The following is a 17,174-nucleotide window of genomic DNA, read 5'->3' on the forward strand; positions in this document are numbered from 1 at the left end:
CGCAGGCCACGACTTCGCGCGGGTACCACCGCCGAGACATCCCGCCGACAATCACTCCCGAGGCTCGCTCGTCGAGATTCCCCGTGCGTGGACCCGGGTCCGCCGGTGCGAGTTCTTGTGATTCCCGCCACGCTCAGCGGTGTCATCCTTCGTCCGGACGGGGCGCAAGGCCAGGGCAGCCGGAGCGATATTCCAGGTCGGGGGAAACCCAATCCGCCCACTGCTGCCGACTCATCTCGAAAGTCAGTTTGTCGCACAGCAGGTCCGCCCAGGTGGTGGGACCGGGCCAAGTCCACAGGGCCGAGTTGTTGGTGAGGTCCTGATGCCTGGTGAGGACACCCGAGCCATCCGCGTTGATCCAGACGTTCTCGATCCAGCCGGGCGATCCGTGCAATGGCGTGCCGAGGGCGTGGCCGTCGGCCAGATCCCAGAAGCGAAGGGTCTGATCGCTGGAACCTGAGACGACGTAGCGGCTGTCGACGCTGATCGCCACACTGCGCACCATCGCCGTGTGCCCGCCCATCGCGGGACCGAGCTGCTCACCGGTCCGCATATCCCAGCGTCGCAGCGTGGTCTCCTCGCCGGTGACGAAGCGGGAACCGTCCGGAGCCACCGCCAATGACCAGATCGCCCTGGCTTCGATCTCCTTGATCAGCGAGCCGGTGCGCGTATCCCACAGCCGGACCGAATCGGGGCTGTGGGTGATCAGGCGAGTACCGGTGGGATCGAACTCGACACTGCTGAAGTCGGCGGTGTGGCCGGTCATCGGTGCGCCGATCAGCGCCCCGGTTTCGGTGCTCCACAGGCGCACGGTCTGGTCGCCGGTAGCCGCGAGAAGTCGACCGTCCGGGCTGAGGGCGATCCCCTCGGCCTCCGGCAGCCCCTCGAACGGGCCGCCGACGGCGTCCGCGGTCTCGGTGTCCCACAGCCGGATGACCTTCCCGAGCGTGACCGTGGCCAGACGAGTACCGCCGGCATCGAATTTCAGCGCGCCGACCGGCTCGGTGAAACCGGTCAGTGGGCGACCGATCCGGTCACCGGTCGCGGCGTCGTAGAGGGTGACGACCTTGTCCGGTCCGGCGACCGCGAGGCGACGGCCGTCCGCACTGAGCGCCGCGCCGACGTCGGCGTCGTCGGGGAAGTCCGCCACAATGAAACTGCGGCCGGTCTGCGTGTCTGTCAGCCGGACCGAGCCGGTCCCCTGTTCCAGTTTCACGATCCGCCGCCCGTCCCGCTCGACCGCCAGCACACCGCCGAAGCCGGGCTTGGGCGATCCGTCGTCGGATTGCCAGGGAGCCCCGAGCGAACCGGATCGGCCGACATTCCAGACGCGCATCGTCCCGTCCCACGCGGTCGAGGCGAGGCGCCGACCATCGGGACTGAACGCGACGCCCATGACCGCCCCCGCGTGCCCGGTCAGCGGTTGCCCTTGCGCCTGCCCGGTGCCGACGTTCCACAGCCGGACCGTGGTGTCGGACGACGCGGACGCCAATGTGGTGCTGTCCGGACTGAACACGACGGATTGGACCGCGCTGACGAGTCCCTCGTTGCCGACCAACGGGGTGCCGACCGGCTGACGTGTCCGCGCATCCCAGAGCAACAGCGCCGTACCGAATTCGGGCGCCACCTCCGCCGCCTTGGCCGATCCGACGCTGCCGGACGCGATGTGGCGACCGTCCGGGCTCCACGCGACCGACTTCACCGGATAGGTGTGTCGGCGCAGAGTCTCAGGGCCGTCCTCGGGGGACCCGACCTTCCAGATCCGCACGGTGGTGTCCTCGCCGCCCGAGACGAGGTCGCGCCCGTCCGGGCTGAATGCCACGGAGTGCACCGGTCCGTCGTGGCCGGTGAAGACCGCCGTCCGGCCGTCGGCGATATCCCACCACCGGATCGTGCCGTCCTTTCCGGAGGCTGCCACCGACCTGCCGTCCGGCGAGAAGGTGATGCTGTTCGGGGCCGTGTCGTAACCGGCCGAGGGCGTGCCTACGAGCCTGCCCGTCTCGACGTCCCAGATCCGGATCGTGCCCTCCCCGGTGGCGGCGGCGATCCGCCGACCATCCGGACTGAACGCCGCGGCGAACATCGCGCGTGATTCCGGCGACAGCGCCTCGAAGTCCCGATCGATCCGAGATCCGGTCGCCGCGTCCCAGAGCCGCATCTCGATGCCGATGGTGAGGATTCGGTCCCCGAGCGGGCTGAACGCTATGCCCATGTCCGGCTTGACCGTCCGGATGTAGTCGCCAAGCACCCCGAGGTCCTCGGGCAGGTAGAGCGGATCGTAGGGCTTGCCCGTCTGCACGATCTTGTCCACCGCCACTTCGGCATTCAGCGTCCGCAGCAACGCTCCCTCGTCGAAGTCGGGCGTGATCTGGCGCGCGGCCAGCGTCTGCTGGATCGCGCGCACGTCGTCGCGTGGTCGGGCACCGGCCAGCATCGACTCGGTGTCGGAGATCAACCGCAGCCCGATCGCCTGGTTGCGTTGGCGCACCGCCTCCTGCTGGCGGTCGATGGCGATGAACGCGGCGACCAAGGCGAGGACGGTGAGCAGCACCAGCCCGGCGACGGCGGCGCGACGCAACCGCCGGAATCTCCGCTGTTCCCGCAGGTCCTCCCCCGCCAGTTCGTATTTCGGCTTGCCGTGGATCGGCGCCGCCAGGTCGGTCAGCTTCTCGCGGAAGAGCGCGGCGCGCGGGTCCCATGGGGCGTCCTCGGTGACGTCGACGTAGAGGGGCTCGGTGGGCAGTGACCCCGGCTGGGTCAGGACCGGTAGCGCCACGGTCGAGCGCGCGGGGTCGAAGCGGTGGGTGTCGCGGTCCCACTTCACCTGTCCGCCGGCGACGACGAACAGCAGCTGATCCGGTCCGCGGGTGCGCAGCCAGTAGCCGATCTCGCGGTCGACCCACTCCGACGCGGCCGAATGCGGGGACAGCACGACGATGCAGTAGCGGGCCTGGTCCATCGCCTCGGCGACCTTGCCCCACAGATCGGGACTGGCGGTCAGGTCGGTCGCGTCGCGGAATACGCGCAGGGCGTGCAGGCGGCCCACGCGGCGGCCGATGCGGTGCAGACCGCGCTGGATGCCGGCGGCGATCGCGCGGTCGGCGTGCGAATAGGACAGGAAGGCGTCGTAGGCCGGAGGCGGCGCCGGACTCGGCGGCGGATCCGCCGCGATCATCGTCTGCTCGGCCATCGTCCTCACTCCCAACGCCCTTGGCTCGTTTTCTCCACGGTCCGACTTCGGCGGGCGCGGGGCACGCGTACCCGGCTACTCGGGTTCGGCGGCGGCCGACTCCCACGGGGCGGATGGCCAACGTCACGTGGCGACGCGCCAGACGCAGACGCCGCCGAAACCCCCGGTTCCGCCATCTCGGTCCCCTACCCTGAGCCCGACCCGGGCACTACCGGGCCGAGCACGCGCAGCGTGCGACTACCTCGACACAGGCGGAGCCGATGACTTCCTTCGATGACCTGCTCTCCCAAGTACCGATCGCCCAGATCGCCGACCAGCTCGGCGTCGACCAGGCGACCGCGACCAACGCCGTCCAGGCCGCGCTGCCGACGCTGCTCGGCGGGCTGCAGGCCAACGCGGCCGAACCGCAGGGCGCGGCGTCGCTGCTGGGCGCGCTCGACAACCACGGCGGGCTCGTCGAGGGCGAGGGCGCCGTCGATCTGCAGCAGGTGGACGTCGCCGACGGCGAGAAGATCGTCGACAACGTCTTCGGCGACGAGAAGAACACCGTCATCAGCGCCCTCGGCGGCACCGGCGGGACCGGCGGCAACGACCTGATCGGCAAGCTGCTGCCGATCCTGGCGCCGATCGTGCTGGCCTATGTCGCCAAGCAGCTCACCGGCGGTGGCGGCGCGGCCGCGCCCGCGCCCGCCCCGCAGCCGCAGGCCTCCGGCGGCGGCCTCGGCGATCTGCTCGGCGGGCTGATCGGTGGCAGCACCAGCAGCGGCGGGCTCGGCGGCGTGATCGGCGAGGCGCTGGCGAAGAACGCGGGCGGCGGTCTGGGCAGCATTCTCGGCGGCCTGCTCGGCGGCAAGCGCTGAGAGGTTTCCCACCGGGAGCTAACACCGTGCGGCCCGCAGCGATAGTCCCTACGCTGCGGGCCGAACACCTAGACTCGTCAGCACGACGAGACGGCGTCGGACGAGGTTGTGGCGTTGCTCAAACTCGGCAGAATTCCGCTCAGTTGCGTTTCGCATCACACCTACGGTGCCGTAAGGTATGGCCGCATCGCGACGTTCGACCGTAAGCACGACAGCGAAGGGTTTTTACATGGCAAGGGATCTGACTCAACTCGAACTGCTCACAGAGTTGGAGCCGGTTGCCGAAGAAAACGTCAACCGGCACCTGTCGCTGGCCAAGGAATGGCATCCCCACGACTACGTCCCGTGGGATGAGGGCCGCAACTTCGCCGCCATGGGCGGCGTCGATTGGGATCCGGAGCAGTCCAAGCTCAACGAGGTCGCCAAGGCGGCCATGATCACCAACCTGCTCACCGAGGACAATCTGCCGTCCTACCACCGTGAGATCGCCGAGAACTTCTCCCAGGACGGCGCCTGGGGCACCTGGGTCGGTCGCTGGACCGCCGAGGAGAACCGGCACGGCATCGTGATGCGCGACTACCTGGTGGTCACCCGCGGTGTGGACCCGGTCGCCCTCGAGAACGCCCGCATGATCCACATGACCAACGGATTCGCCTCCCCCACCGAGGTCGACGCCGGCTTCCTGCACTCGGTCGCCTACGTGACGTTCCAGGAGCTGGCCACTCGCGTGAGCCACCGCAACACCGGCAAGGTCTGTGACGACCCGATCGCCGACCGCATGCTGCAGCGCGTCGCCGCCGACGAGAACCTGCACATGATCTTCTACCGCAACCTGTGCGGCGCGGCGCTGGACCTGAGCCCCGACCAGGCGATCGAGGCCATCTCCCTGATCGTGGAGAACTTCCAGATGCCCGGCGCGGGCATGCCGAACTTCCGTCGCAACGGCGTGCTGATGGCCAAGCACGGCATCTACGACCTGCGTCAGCACCTCGAAGAGGTCGTGCAGCCGGTGCTCAAGAAGTGGAACATCTTCGAGCGGACCGACTTCACCGCGCGCGGTGAGGCCACCCGTGAGCGGCTCGCCGCCTTCCTCGACAAGCTGGGCCAGGATGTGCTCAAGTTCGAGGAGCAGCGCGACAAGATGCTGGCCCGCGAGGCCAAGAAGCTCGAGCTGGCGCGCGTCTAGCCGACAACCACACAGCGCCGCCCCCCGTGTTCGGAGGGCGGCGCTGTTGTCGTCGGTGGGGCTACTTGGTCGGCAGGGCGCCGTCGGTGCTGCCGACGTCGGTGATCTTCCAGTCCTTGCCGGCGTCGACGGTGATGTTGTAGGTGACGGTGTTGCGCAGGCCGTCGGGATTCTGGGCGTTGGTGGTGCTGACGTCGACGAACGCGGCCACCTTGTAGACCTCGCCCTCGTGCGACATCACCTTGGCGGTGATCGGCGTCGCGCTGGAGGTCCACTTCAGCGGGACGATGATCTGCTCCAGCTTGTCGCCGGTCGCCTCGAACTTGCTGGACAGCTCCGGCGAGGTGCCCGCCTTCAGTTTGGCCACCCAGGCGTTGACGTCCTGATAGTTCAGCGTCGCCGAGCCGACGGCATAGTCGAGCGCGATCTGCTCGGCCTTCGCGTCGTCGGCGTTCTGGGCCTCGATATCGGAGAGCTCGGAGCGCGCCGAGCCGAGCAGCACGCCGAGCACGATCGCGATGATCGCGAGGACGGCGATGACAGCGCCGCCGATCAGCGACGAGATCTGCACGGCGACCGTCCCCTTGTCCGGCCGCGCGGGCGCGGCGGCGGGCTCGGTCGGGTCGGTGGCGTCGTCAGCGGGTTCGGCCATGGGTGGTTTCTCCGATTACGTGGGGACAGCGCACCGCCGGAGGCGACGGTGCCAGCAGTCACAGGTTACTGAGCCGTAGCGCGCGCAGCGATCGGCCACGGCCGAACGCTGTCGTGTTGCTCACACCCGACCGCTCGCGAGGGCGGTCATGATGCTGTAACCACCCGAAACAGGTAGTGGGCGATATCGATCACACTCGCGCCGCTCAGCCCCCGAAGTGCTGCGGTCAGCCCGCGACGCCGGTCAGCGGGCCGAACAGATCGCCCCGCAGCGCCGGCCCCTCGGGCAGCGTGGCGGGCGGAACGCAGAAGGCGTGCCCGGCCGGGGCCGGGCGCGTCGCGGTGCTCGGTTCGGGTGCTCGTTCTCGCTGTGATCGGCCGCACCAGGGCTTTTTTCGGTCGCGACCTCGGGTGATGAGACAATGGCCAGCGTGACTACGACGATGCCCCAGGTGACGACGCCGCTGCGGATCGGGCCCTACCCGGTCGATCCGCCCGTGGTGCTCGCCCCGATGGCGGGCATCACCAACCGCGCGTTCCGCACCTTGTGCCGAGAGTTCGGCAGCGCGACGTCTATCTACGTCTGCGAGATGATCACCGCCCGCGCGGTGGTCGAGCGCAACGAGAAGACGCTGCACATGATGTCGTTCGACGACGACGAGAACCCGCGCTCGATGCAGCTCTACGGCGTCGATCCGAAGACGCTCGGCGAGGCGGTGCGGATCATCGTCGGCGAGGGCTGGGCCGATCACATCGACCTCAACCTGGGCTGCCCGGTGCGCAAGGTGACCCGGCTCGGCGGCGGCTCGGCGCTGCCGTACAAGCGCAGGCTCTTCGCCAATATCGTCAAGGAGATGGTCGCCGCGGCCGAACCCGCAGGCGTGCCGGTGACCTTCAAGTTCCGCATCGGCATCGACGACGACCACCTCACCTACCTCGACACCGGCCGCATCGCCGAGGCCGAGGGCGCGGCCGCCGTCGCCCTGCATGCCCGCACCGCGGCCCAGCTGTACTCCGGCGCGGCCGACTGGTCGGCCATCGCGCGGCTCAAGGAAGCCGTCACCACCATCCCCGTGCTCGGCAACGGCGACATCTTCTCCGCCGACGACGCCCTGCGGATGATGAACGAGACCGGCTGCGACGGCGTCGTCGTCGGCCGCGGCTGCCTCGGCCGCCCGTGGCTGTTCGCCGAACTCAGCGCCGCGCTGCGCGGCGAGCCGATCCCCGACGGCCCGACCCTGGGCCGCGTCGGCGAGATCCTGATCCGGCACGCGACCCTGCTCACCGCCCACGACGGCGAGGACAAGGCGATGCGCGACATCCGCAAGCACATGGCCTGGTATCTGATGGGCTTCCCGGTCGGCTCGCAGCTGCGCCGCAGCTTCGCCACCGTCTCCCGGCTCGCTCAGCTCGAGGACCTCGTCGCCCAGCTCGACCCCGCGGTCCCCTTCCCGACCGACGCCCTCGGCCCCCGCGGCCGCCAGGGCTCCCCGCAGACCAAAGTCGCCCTCCCCGACGGCTGGCTCGACGACCCCGAGGACGACACCGTCCCCGCCGCGGCCGACGTGATGCACAGCGGCGGCTGATTTCTCCCCTGCCGACCTTCCGCTTTCCCCGCCGGTCAGAGCGTCGCAACGAGATCGTCAGCGAATCTGTTGTGCACAGGAGTGGCCACTCGTGGCGGAATCGTTATCATTGCGGACATCGTTCGGCTGCGGTTCGACTCGGAGCCGGGACGATGACGCGCATGCTGCGGCAGCTAGAGAAGTGAGGTTCGTTGGTGGGTGACGATCGGCGTGGGCGAACGCCCCGGCCCGGAAGTCGCGCCCCCTGGGAGCGCTATCCGACGGCCGAACCCACCGAGCAGCCGGAGCCGGGCGCGCGACGTTCCCGGCACGCGGACGCGACCCAGGACCCCGGTGCGGCCCCACTGACGGTGCAGGACCTCGTCGACCGGGTCGACAGCGAACGAACCCGGCGCGGCAGGCGCAACGCCGCCCCCGAGGCCGAGGGTTCGCGTGCGGGCCGCCGCGCTCGCGAGCAGGCGCCCCGGCCCACCCAGCGCCCCGATCTATCCCCGCGCGCCGACAGCTCGCCCGTCGTCGACGACATCGTGGGCGCCCCCCATCGCGCCGAATCCCCCGCCGACCGCACCGCGACCACCGCACTGCCCGCCCAGACCCCCGAGGCGGGCCGCGCACCGCGCAAGCCGACCCCGCCCCGCCGGACCCACGATCCGATCGGCGACCCGGCCACCGACATCCTGCCCGCGGTCTCCGCCGAGCCGCCGCAGCGCGCCCGGCCGGTCAAGTCCGCGGCGGGCGCCGCACCGCCGCGCCGCCCCGACGCCGACGGCCGCCGCGGCAAGCAGGCGCGGATGGCGGGCCGGGTCGCGTGCACCTTCTTCGCGGTGCTGGCACTGGTCGTCACCGGTGGCGGCTGGAGCTACCTGCGTGCCACCAACAACAGCTTCACCCAGGTCTCGGCACTCGACGGCGCCACCGAGGACGTGCTCGACGGCGACATGCAGCTCGGTGACGAGAACTATCTGATCGTCGGCACCGACACCAGGGCGGGCGTCAACGCCGACCTGGGCGCGGGCACCACCGACGACGCCGAGGGCGCGCGCGCCGACACGGTCATGCTGGTGCACATCCCGAAGAACCGTTCGCGTGTCGTCGTTGTCTCCTTCCCTCGTGACCTCGACGTCACCCGGCCGCAGTGCGCGGGCTGGGACAACGAGAAGGCCGCCTACACCGATCAGAAGTTCCCCTTGGCGATGGGCGACAAGCTCAATGCCGTCTACGCGCTCGGCGGCCCCCGCTGCCTGGTCGACGTGGTGCGCAAGATGTCGGGTCTGAGTATCGGCCACTTCATCGGCATCGACTTCGCCGGATTCCAGGCAATGGTCGACCAGGTCGACGGCGTCGAGGTCTGCTCCACCAAGCCGATCATCGACGGCGTACTCGGCACGGTCCTGGAGACTTCGGGCAAGCAGCGCGTCAACGGTGAGACCGCACTCAACTACGTGCGCGCACGCCATGTCGTCGGCGAGGAGCGCAGCGACTACGACCGGATCCACCGGCAACAGCAGTTCCTGGCCGCCCTGCTCCGCGGGGCGTTGTCGAGCAAGGTGCTGCTCGACCCGGGCAAGCTGCAAGGCTTCGTCGAAGCGTTCCGGCAGCACACGTTCGTCGACGGCGTCGGCACCCAGGACCTGATGCTGCTCGGCCGATCGCTGCAGAAGGTCAATGCCGGTGCGGTGACGTTCATTACCGCGCCGACCGCAGGGACCACCTCGTACGGCAACGAGATTCCGCGCGAGTCCGATATCAAGGCGATCTTCCGCGCGATCATCGACGACCAGCCGCTGCCCGGGGAAGAGACCGCCCCGCCGGTCACGAGCTCGGCCGAACCGCCGCCGACGCAGGCGCCCAAGGTGCAGGCCGTCAGCCCTGGGTCGGTGTCGGTTCGGGTATCCAACGGAACCGGCCGCACCGGCGTCGCACAGCAGGCCGCCAACAAGCTCAGCACGATGGGTTTCGGGATCTACAGCGTCGGGAACTACCCCGACGGCAGCGAGTCGACGGTGGTGCACTACTCGATGGGCAACGAGGCGGCGGCCGCGACTGTGGCCAGTTCGATCCCCGGCGCGGTCATCGAACGCGACGACACCCTGGACGGGATCGTCGAGGTCATCCTGGGCTCGAGCTTCGCCGGACAGGTCCGTACCCCCACCGCGGTCGGTACCGAAATCCCCAACGTGGAGACCGGCAAAGCGATCGCGGCCGCACCGGTGGCCCTCCCGTCCGACCTCGAGCACATGAACGCGGCCGACACCAGCTGCGACTGACCCGCCACGCAGCCATCCGCCACCACCCCAGCGTCGGGTGCCGGGCGTCTGATCAGGTCGCTACGGGCAAGATCCATTCCCCATCGAGCGCTGCCCACCTCGTCGTGACATTTTGTGGTGTATGTCACACCATGGAACCGGGTGGCTTTCCCTCGCGTCCAAGTGTGTAGATCAACCGAACACCATTGGCGCGGAAGGGAATTGAGTCTCCGACTCAATCGGGCCGTGCTGTCGACTGTGGGGAGAAAGCTATGAAGAAGACGATTTCGGCCGCCCTCGTTATCGGGGCAGCCGCTGTGGGGATCACGACCCTGTTCCCAGGAGTCGCGACCGCAGTCGAAATGGACGGACTCTACGCGTCCTCGGACGAATGCTGGGCCGCGATCCGGGCCAAGACCCAAAACGGCACCTACGACGCCCCGCCGTTCACGTACTACTGCGCGCAAACGCCGAGTGGATACTGGATCATCACCCGCTAGTTCGGACGGCGACGGGTTCCCGGGCGGCCTCAGCGGAGGCTGTCGGCCGGCCGGGTGACCTACCCGCGGTCCGAAAGAGAACCGCAGCGCCGCATGGGGGCCGATCCGCTGCCGACGAGACCTTTACGTAGCAAACCCCGCTGAGCTGGCACGACACTGCCACACGGCATTAACCCGCCGTTGGGTGACAGCGCCGAGGGTACCCACTAGGGTCTGCAATCATGCGTGTCATCTACAACGAGCAAATGGCCGATCTCGCCAATCTTCTGGGCGAGATGGCCGGTCTCGCTGGCCAGGCGATGGAACAGGCCACCCAGTCGCTGCTGCAGGCCGACCTCGCCCTGGCCGAGCAGGTCATCGGTGAGCAGGACCGGATCTCGGTGATGATCACCGAGGCCGAGGAGAAGGCCTTCGCCCTGCTCGCGCTGCAGGCCCCCGTCGCGGGCGACCTGCGCCAGGTGGTGAGCGCCATCCAGATCGTCGCCGACGTCAACCGGATGGGCGCGCTGGCATTGCACGTGGCCAAGGTGACCCGGCGTCGCCATCCCAACCACGCCCTGCCCGAGTCGGTCAACGGCTACTTCGCCGAGATGGGCCGGATCGCGGTCAACATGGGCGCGGGCGCCAAGGAGGTGCTCGAGACCCGCGATCCCGAGCGCGCCGCCCAGCTCAACCAGGATGACGAGGCGATGGACGATCTCCACCGCCACCTGTTCACCCTGCTGATGGACCGGGAGTGGAAGTACGGCGTCGCCTCGGCCGTCGACGTCACCCTGCTCGGCCGCTACTACGAGCGCTTCGCCGACCACGCCGTCGAGATCGGCCGCCGCGTCATCTTCCTGGTGACCGGCGTCCTGCCCGGCGACGAGGATCTCGAAAGCTAGGACACGGCAACGAGAAAGCCCCCGCACTCCGATCGGAGGCGGGGGCTTTCTCGTGGTGGTGTCTAGCCGAAGCGGCCGGAGATGTAGTCCTCCGTGGCGCGCTGGGTGGGGTTGGAGAAGATCTTCTCGGTGTCGTCGATCTCGATCAGCTTGCCGGGCTTGCCCTGGGCCTCGAGGTTGAAGAAGCCGGTCTGGTCACTCACCCGCGCGGCCTGCTGCATGTTGTGGGTGACGATGACGATGGTGAATTCCTTCTTCAGCTCGGTGATCAGGTCCTCGATCGCCAGGGTGGAGATCGGGTCCAGCGCCGAACAGGGCTCGTCCATCAGCAGCACGTCGGGCGAGACCGCGATCGCGCGGGCGATGCACAGACGCTGCTGCTGACCACCGGAGAGGCCGCCGCCCGGCTTGTCGAGCCGGTCCTTGACCTCGTTCCAGAGGTTGGCGCCGCGCAGCGAGCGCTCGGCGACCTCGTCGAGTTCCTTCTTGTTGCGCACGCCCTGCAGCTTCAGACCCGCCACCACGTTGTCGCGAATGGACATGGTGGGGAACGGGTTCGGGCGCTGGAACACCATGCCGATGGTGCGGCGCACGCCGACCGGGTCGATGTTGGCGCCGTAGATGTCCTCGCCGTCGAGCAGCACCGCGCCCTCGACGCGGGCGTTCGGGGTCACCTCGTGCATCCGGTTCAGCGAACGCAGCACGGTCGACTTGCCACAACCGGAGGGACCGATGAAGGCGGTGACGCTGCGGGGCAGCACGGTCAGCTCCACGCTCGACACAGCGTGGAAGGCGCCGTAGTAGATGTTGAGATCTTTGACGTCGATCCGCTTGGCCATCTGAGTTATCCGTTCGCTTCTATCGGTTCCGGGTGAGCAGCTTGTTGACGCCGGCGGCGGCCAGGTACAGCGCCGCGATCATCAGGATGAGCGTGAGCGCCGCACCCCAGACACGTTCGCGACCGGCGGCCTCCGGGTTGGCCAGCTCTTGGTAGATCAGCAGCGGCAACGAGGCCATGTTGCCGTCGAAGATGTTCTGGTTGATCGACTTGCTGTAGCCGACCAGCACGAGCACCGGCGCGGTCTCACCCATGACGCGAGCCAGGGCCAGCAGGATGCCGGAGATCATGCCGGGCGCCGCGGTGGGGATGACGATCCGCAGGATGGTCTTCCACTTCGGCACACCGAGCGCGTAGGACGCCTCACGCAGCTCGTCGGGCACCAGCTTGAGCATTTCCTCGGTGCTGCGCACGACGACCGGCAGCATCAGCAGCACCAGCGCCAGCGAGACGGCGAAGGAGCTCTGCGGCATGCCGAAGGTGGCGATCCAGAGCGCGAAGATGAACAGCGCGGCGACGATCGAGGGCACACCGGCGAGGATGTCGACCATGAAGGTGGTGACCTTGGCGAGCCGGCCGCGACCGTATTCGACCAGGTAGACCGCGGCCATGATGCCCAGCGGCACCGCGATGATCGAGGCCACCGCGGACTGCACGATGGTGCCGTAGATCGCGTGGTAGACACCGCCGCCGGTCTGATCCGGCAGGATGCCCTTCTGCGAGTTCATCCACCAATCGGCGGACAGGATCGCGGTGATGCCCTTGGTGACCACCAGGCCGAGCACCCACACCAGCGGGATCAGCGCGATCACGAAGCACAGCGTGACCAGGCCGGTCGCGATGTTGTTCTTGATCCGCCTGCCGGTGCTGACGTGGCGGAACGTGGGCGCTTTGACCGGCTTGTCGAGGGTCGTTGTGCTGGTCATCAGCCGTTCACCTTTCCGCCGGAAGCGAGGCGGGCCAGCGCGTTGACGACGAAGGTCAGCGCGAAGAGGACGAAGCCGGCGGCGATGTAGGCGCCGGTCGGCAGCGGCGAGCTGAACTCCGAGGCCGCGGAGGCGATCTTGGAGGCGAAGGTGTAGCCGCCGTCGAACAGCGACCACTCACCGGCCTGGCTCGCGGTGCGCAGCACGACCAGGACCGCGATGGTCTCGCCGAGCGCGCGGCCGAGGCCGAGCATGGAACCGGCGATCACGCCGCTGCGGCCGTAGGGCAGCACGGTCATCCGCACGACTTCCCACTTGGTGGCGCCGAGCGCCTGCGCGGCCTCGATGTGAGCGCGCGGGGTCAGCGCGAACACCTCGCGGGCGACGGAGGTGATGATCGGCAGGATCATCACCGCGAGCACGACACCGGCGGTGAAGATGGTGCCACCGCCGCCGATCGAGACGTTGCCGTCGGAGAACAGGAAGAACCAGCCCAGCTTGTCGTTGAGGAACTGCTGGACCGGCGCGATCTGCGGCGCCAGCACCAGGAAGCCCCAGAGACCGAACACGATGGACGGCACCGCGGCGAGCAGGTCGATCAGCATCGTGAACGGCCTGCCGAGTCGCGACGGCGCGTAGTGCGTCAGGAACAGCGCGATACCGACGCCGATCGGCACCGCGACGATGAGCGCGAAGACCGAGCTCAGCACCGTCACCATGAACAGATCGCGGATGCCGAAGCGCAGGTGGTTGGCATCGTTGGTGGCGAACTCGGTGCTGGTGAAGAAGTTGACTTCGTCGGCCCTGACCGAGGGCACCGCGCGGATCAGCAGGAACAGGGCGATCAGCGCGATGGCCGCGACGATGGTCGCACCAGCTGCGGTGGCCAGCCACCGGAAGATCGTCTCGGCGTTCAGACGGCCTACGCGACCCGACTCAGGGGCCTTGTCGATTTTCGGTTCGGTCGGCATATTCGCAGTATCTCCGGCCGCCCGTGGGCCCGTCGAATTCGACGAGCCCACGGCGGTCACCTCAGGGTGCATGGTCATGGCCAGGAAGCGATCAGGAGATGGCGTTGATCGCGGTGGTCAGCTTGGTCTTGAAGGCGTCCGGCAGCGGCACGTAGCCCGCGTCGGCCAGACCGGCCTGACCGTTGGTGACGACCGAGGTCAGGAACGCCTTGACGGCCTTGCTGGTGTCGGCGTCGGCGTACTTCGAGCACACGATCTCGTAGGTCGCCATCATGATCGGGTAGGAGCCCGCGGCGGTCGGCTTGTAGAACGAGCTGGTGTCGAGCACCAGGTCGTTGCCCTCGCCCTTGATCTTCACGCCGTCGATCGACTTACCGGCCGACTCGGCGGACAGCTTGACCGGGTCCTTGGAGGCCGAGGTGATGATCTGCGCGATCGACAGGCCCTGCGCCTTGGCGAAGGACCACTCGTTGTAGGTGATCGAGTTCTTGGTGTTCTTGATCGCGGCCGAGGTGCCCTCGTTGCCCTTGGCGCCTTCGCCGACACCGCCGTTGAAGGTCTTGCCGCCACCCTTGCCCCACGCGCCGTCGGAGGCCGCGTCGAGGTAGAGCTGGAAGTTGTCGGTGGTGCCCGACTCGTCGGAGCGGAAGATCACGGCGATCTTCTCCGAGGGCAGCTTGGCGTTGGGGTTGAGCGCCTTGATCTCGGGGGCATCCCAGGTGGCGACGGAGCCGTTGAACACCTTGGCGGCGGTCGGGCCGTCGAGGACCAGGTCGGTCACGCCGTCGATGTTGTAGGTGATGGCGATCGGGCCGAAGACGGTCGGCAGGTTCCACGCCGGGGCGCCGCACCGCTCCTGCGCCTTGGCCGGCTCTTCCTTCTTCGAGCTCAGCGGCGAGTCGGAGCCACCGAAATCGGTCTGGCTGCCGAGGAACTCGTTCACGCCCGCGCCGGAGCCGCTGGAGGTGTAGTTCAGGGTGTAGCCGTCGCAGTTGGCCTCGTAGGCCGCGACGAAACGCTCCATGGCGTTCTTCTGCGAGGAAGCGCCCGACGCCTTGAGCGCCTTCTTGCCACCGCAGGCAACGCTGGTGTTGGCATCGGTACCGGCACCGTTGGTGTTCTCATCGCTGCCACAGGCGGCCAGGGTCATGGCGCCCACGGCGACGACGCCGACCAGGGCACTGGTGCGCTTGAAGTTCACTCTTCCTCCGACATTGCTGACGACTCGCTCGGTCCCTCACCGGCCCGGGCGAGTTGGGCGGTGCGGATCGCGGGAAACGCGCGCACCAGGCGACGACTGTGCCGCCCAGAAGTAACCTAAGGTCGCCCGGTTGACAGTTGGCCCGACGTGGGTTAACGCAAAATGAACAGCCCGGCGCGATTAGGGCGAGGAATGTGACGTTTGCCCCAGTTTTACTCGCGCGTACCCGGTCAGCCGCGCACTATTCAGCGGCGCCGAAGAATTCACCGCGACTGTGAGGTGCCTCGCAGTCGGTCAGACGACCGAGTAGGCGACGTCGATATGCGCCGGCGCGAACCCGAGGCGGGTGTAGGTGTGCACGGCGGCGGTGTTGTCGGCCTCGGTGTAGAGCAGCACCTCGGCCAGCCCTTCCGCGCGCAGGTGCCGCAGACCGGCCAGAGTCAGCAGTCGGCCCAGGCCACGCCCCTGCGCGGCCGGATCGATGCCGACGACATAGACCTCGCCCGCCGGGGCGGCGTCGGGATGCACCTTGGTCCAGTGGAAGCCGAGCAGGCGGTCCGGGTCGGCGGCGTCGAAGGCCAGGAACAGCCCGGCCGGGTCGAACCAGGATTCGGCGCGGCGGGCGGCGATGTCGCGCTCGGTCCAGCCGCCCTGCTCGGGGTGCCAGGCGAAGGCGGCGTTGTTGACGCGCAGCAGTTCGGCGTCGTCGGCGGGGCCGGTGTAGGTGCGCAGGACCAGCCCGTCCGGCACCACCAGTTCCGGTAGCTCCGGCGTTGCCAGCGAGCGGCGCATCTGCCACAGCTCCCGCGCCGTGGCCAGTCCGAGGCCGGCCGCGAGCGCCTTGGCGGCGGGCAGGTCGCCGTGCGCCCACACCCGCGCGCCGGCGCCGCCCTCGGCCAGCGCGGCGCGCACGAGTGCGGTGCCGACGCCGGCGCCGCGCGCGGCCGGGTCGACCGCGATCTCGGCCATCGCGGGGTGTTCGTCATGTGCCGCAACGAGATTGGCGTAGCCGACGATCTCGCCCGCGCGTTCGGCCAGCAGATGCCTGGTCGCCGGATCGGCCTCGGCGAGAGAAAGCACCGCCTGTTCCGACACCGGTGCGACGCCATCGGCGGCCTTCGCCCTGGCCAGCAGCTCACGCACCAGCGGCACGCTCCCCGGCTCGACCCGTTCGGTCCAGGTCAGGGTTGCTGTGTGCGGCATCGACGTCCTCCTCGCTGTGCGCGACGGGCCGATGCCGCGCCGCGCCGTCCTGGCGCTGCTCGGCGCGACTACTGCGCGGTGCCGTTGAGCGGGGCCAGTGAGTCGTCGCCGTCGATGTCCTCGTCCGGGAAACTCACCACCTCGCCCTTGGCCGCGGGGGTCCTGGCCGGGCGCACCGCCTTGTAGCCGACATTGCGCACGGTGCCGATCAGCGATTCGTACTCGCTGCCCAACTTGGCGCGCAGGCGCCGCACGTGCACGTCGACGGTGCGGGTGCCGCCGAAGAAGTCGTAGCCCCACACCTCCTGCAGCAGCTGGGCCCGGGTGAAGACCCGGCCCGCGTGCTGGGCGAGGTACTTGAGCAGTTCGAATTCCTTGTAGGTGAGGTCGAGCGGGCGACCACGCAGCCGCGCGGTGTAGGTGCCCTCGTCGATCACCAGCTCACCCAGGGTGATCTTGCCCGTGTTCTCGGGGCTGGCCACCCCACCGTTGCGGCCGACCAGCAGCCGCAGCCGCGCGTCCAGCTCGGCGGGACCGGTGCCGGGCAGCAGGATGTCGTCCAGGCCCCAGTCCGCGTTGACGGCCACCAGACCGCCCTCGGTCAGCACCGCGACGACCGGCACCGAGGATCCGGTGCTGCCGAGCAGCCTGCACAGTCCACGGGCCGCGGCGAGGTCGGTTCTGGCGTCGACCAGCGCGACATCCGCGCTGCCCGCCTCCAGCAGGGACGACACCTCGGTCGGCGCGGGCCGCACGTTGTGCGCCAGCAGCGACAACGACGGCAACACCGCATCGGGGTTGGGGTCGGAGGTCAGTAGGAGCAGCTCCACCGGGCTCTCCTCCTATCTCGTGGCTCCGCGGACGACAGCAGCCGCGTAGCTACGTCGCCGAAACACAGGTAAGTCGTCTGCAACATTAGCGCGTGCGCGGCC

At 68.8% G+C, this 17,174-nt stretch carries 14 protein-coding genes; 6 read left to right on the forward strand and 8 right to left on the reverse strand.

Going from position 1 to position 17,174, the window contains the following annotated elements; translation table 11 throughout:
- Nucleotides 1-142: 142 nt before the first annotated feature.
- Complete coding sequence (locus ACIO52_RS07825) at nt 143-3,190, reverse strand: toll/interleukin-1 receptor domain-containing protein (RefSeq protein WP_402642531.1); 3,048 nt, start codon at nt 3,188-3,190, stop codon at nt 143-145.
- Between the two features lie 260 nt (nt 3,191-3,450).
- Here ACIO52_RS07825 and ACIO52_RS07830 point away from each other — a divergent pair, with 260 nt between their 5' ends.
- Together ACIO52_RS07830 and ACIO52_RS07835 are read left to right on the forward strand one after the other, a co-directional pair.
- Nucleotides 3,451-4,050, forward strand: coding sequence for a DUF937 domain-containing protein (locus ACIO52_RS07830; protein WP_218717536.1), 600 nt, complete (start codon nt 3,451-3,453; stop codon nt 4,048-4,050).
- Nucleotides 4,051-4,279: 229 nt separating this feature from the next.
- Entirely contained in the window at nt 4,280-5,236 is a 957-nt protein-coding gene (locus tag ACIO52_RS07835; RefSeq protein WP_218717537.1) for an acyl-ACP desaturase, read from the forward strand.
- Nucleotides 5,237-5,297: 61 nt separating this feature from the next.
- On the opposite strand, the gene ACIO52_RS07840 is transcribed toward ACIO52_RS07835, so the two are convergent.
- Complete coding sequence (locus tag ACIO52_RS07840) at nt 5,298-5,888, reverse strand: hypothetical protein (protein WP_218717538.1); 591 nt, start codon at nt 5,886-5,888, stop codon at nt 5,298-5,300.
- 421 nt (nt 5,889-6,309) lie between these two features.
- Here ACIO52_RS07840 and dusB point away from each other — a divergent pair, with 421 nt between their 5' ends.
- The 4 genes from dusB (at nt 6,310) to phoU (ending at nt 11,103) form a co-directional block, all read left to right on the forward strand.
- Complete coding sequence (dusB, locus tag ACIO52_RS07845) at nt 6,310-7,473, forward strand: tRNA dihydrouridine synthase DusB (protein ID WP_316573441.1); 1,164 nt, start codon at nt 6,310-6,312, stop codon at nt 7,471-7,473.
- 194 nt (nt 7,474-7,667) lie between these two features.
- A complete protein-coding gene (locus ACIO52_RS07850) occupies nt 7,668-9,740 on the forward strand; it encodes an LCP family protein (RefSeq protein ID WP_316573440.1) in 2,073 nt (690 codons plus the stop codon).
- A 251-nt stretch (nt 9,741-9,991) separates the two neighbouring features.
- Entirely contained in the window at nt 9,992-10,219 is a 228-nt protein-coding gene (locus tag ACIO52_RS07855) for a hypothetical protein (RefSeq protein ID WP_218715901.1), read from the forward strand.
- Between the two features lie 221 nt (nt 10,220-10,440).
- Nucleotides 10,441-11,103 carry a phosphate signaling complex protein PhoU gene (phoU, locus tag ACIO52_RS07860; RefSeq protein WP_218715900.1) on the forward strand — a complete coding sequence of 221 codons (663 nt, stop codon included), beginning with the start codon at nt 10,441-10,443 and terminating at the stop codon, nt 11,101-11,103.
- A 62-nt stretch (nt 11,104-11,165) separates the two neighbouring features.
- On the opposite strand, the gene pstB is transcribed toward phoU, so the two are convergent.
- The 6 genes from pstB to ACIO52_RS07890 form a co-directional block, all read right to left on the reverse strand.
- On the reverse strand, nt 11,166-11,942 hold the full coding sequence (gene pstB, locus ACIO52_RS07865; protein WP_218715899.1) for a phosphate ABC transporter ATP-binding protein PstB: 777 nt from the start codon (nt 11,940-11,942) through the stop codon (nt 11,166-11,168).
- 19 nt (nt 11,943-11,961) lie between these two features.
- Entirely contained in the window at nt 11,962-12,867 is a 906-nt protein-coding gene (gene pstA, locus ACIO52_RS07870) for a phosphate ABC transporter permease PstA (protein WP_218715898.1), read from the reverse strand.
- Nucleotides 12,867-13,838, reverse strand: coding sequence for a phosphate ABC transporter permease subunit PstC (gene pstC / locus ACIO52_RS07875; RefSeq protein WP_255586525.1), 972 nt, complete (start codon nt 13,836-13,838; stop codon nt 12,867-12,869). The genes pstA and pstC overlap by 1 nt, the downstream gene beginning before the upstream one ends.
- A 91-nt stretch (nt 13,839-13,929) precedes the next feature.
- Complete coding sequence (gene pstS, locus ACIO52_RS07880) at nt 13,930-15,039, reverse strand: phosphate ABC transporter substrate-binding protein PstS (RefSeq protein WP_402642541.1); 1,110 nt, start codon at nt 15,037-15,039, stop codon at nt 13,930-13,932.
- Nucleotides 15,040-15,333: 294 nt separating this feature from the next.
- On the reverse strand, nt 15,334-16,242 hold the full coding sequence (gene mshD, locus ACIO52_RS07885; RefSeq protein WP_402642544.1) for a mycothiol synthase: 909 nt from the start codon (nt 16,240-16,242) through the stop codon (nt 15,334-15,336).
- A 68-nt stretch (nt 16,243-16,310) separates the two neighbouring features.
- Nucleotides 16,311-17,072 (reverse strand): response regulator transcription factor, encoded by a 762-nt coding sequence (locus ACIO52_RS07890; protein WP_218718768.1) that lies wholly within the window; start codon nt 17,070-17,072, stop codon nt 16,311-16,313.
- Nucleotides 17,073-17,174 lie beyond the last annotated feature (102 nt).

This window comes from Nocardia sp. NPDC087230 (genome assembly GCF_044744725.1).
GTDB classification, from domain to species: domain Bacteria; phylum Actinomycetota; class Actinomycetes; order Mycobacteriales; family Mycobacteriaceae; genus Nocardia; species Nocardia canadensis.

Coding starts and splice junctions, on each gene's coding strand:
- ACIO52_RS07825 (WP_402642531.1), bottom strand. CDS start 3,190: ATGGCCGAGCAGACGATGATCGCGGCGGATCCGCCGCCGAGTCCGGCG.
- ACIO52_RS07830 (WP_218717536.1), top strand. CDS start 3,451: ATGACTTCCTTCGATGACCTGCTCTCCCAAGTACCGATCGCCCAGATC.
- ACIO52_RS07835 (WP_218717537.1), top strand. CDS start 4,280: ATGGCAAGGGATCTGACTCAACTCGAACTGCTCACAGAGTTGGAGCCG.
- ACIO52_RS07840 (WP_218717538.1), bottom strand. CDS start 5,888: ATGGCCGAACCCGCTGACGACGCCACCGACCCGACCGAGCCCGCCGCC.
- dusB (WP_316573441.1), top strand. CDS start 6,310: ATGGCCAGCGTGACTACGACGATGCCCCAGGTGACGACGCCGCTGCGG.
- ACIO52_RS07855 (WP_218715901.1), top strand. CDS start 9,992: ATGAAGAAGACGATTTCGGCCGCCCTCGTTATCGGGGCAGCCGCTGTG.
- phoU (WP_218715900.1), top strand. CDS start 10,441: ATGCGTGTCATCTACAACGAGCAAATGGCCGATCTCGCCAATCTTCTG.
- pstB (WP_218715899.1), bottom strand. CDS start 11,942: ATGGCCAAGCGGATCGACGTCAAAGATCTCAACATCTACTACGGCGCC.
- pstA (WP_218715898.1), bottom strand. CDS start 12,867: ATGACCAGCACAACGACCCTCGACAAGCCGGTCAAAGCGCCCACGTTC.
- pstC (WP_255586525.1), bottom strand. CDS start 13,838: ATGCCGACCGAACCGAAAATCGACAAGGCCCCTGAGTCGGGTCGCGTA.
- mshD (WP_402642544.1), bottom strand. CDS start 16,242: ATGCCGCACACAGCAACCCTGACCTGGACCGAACGGGTCGAGCCGGGG.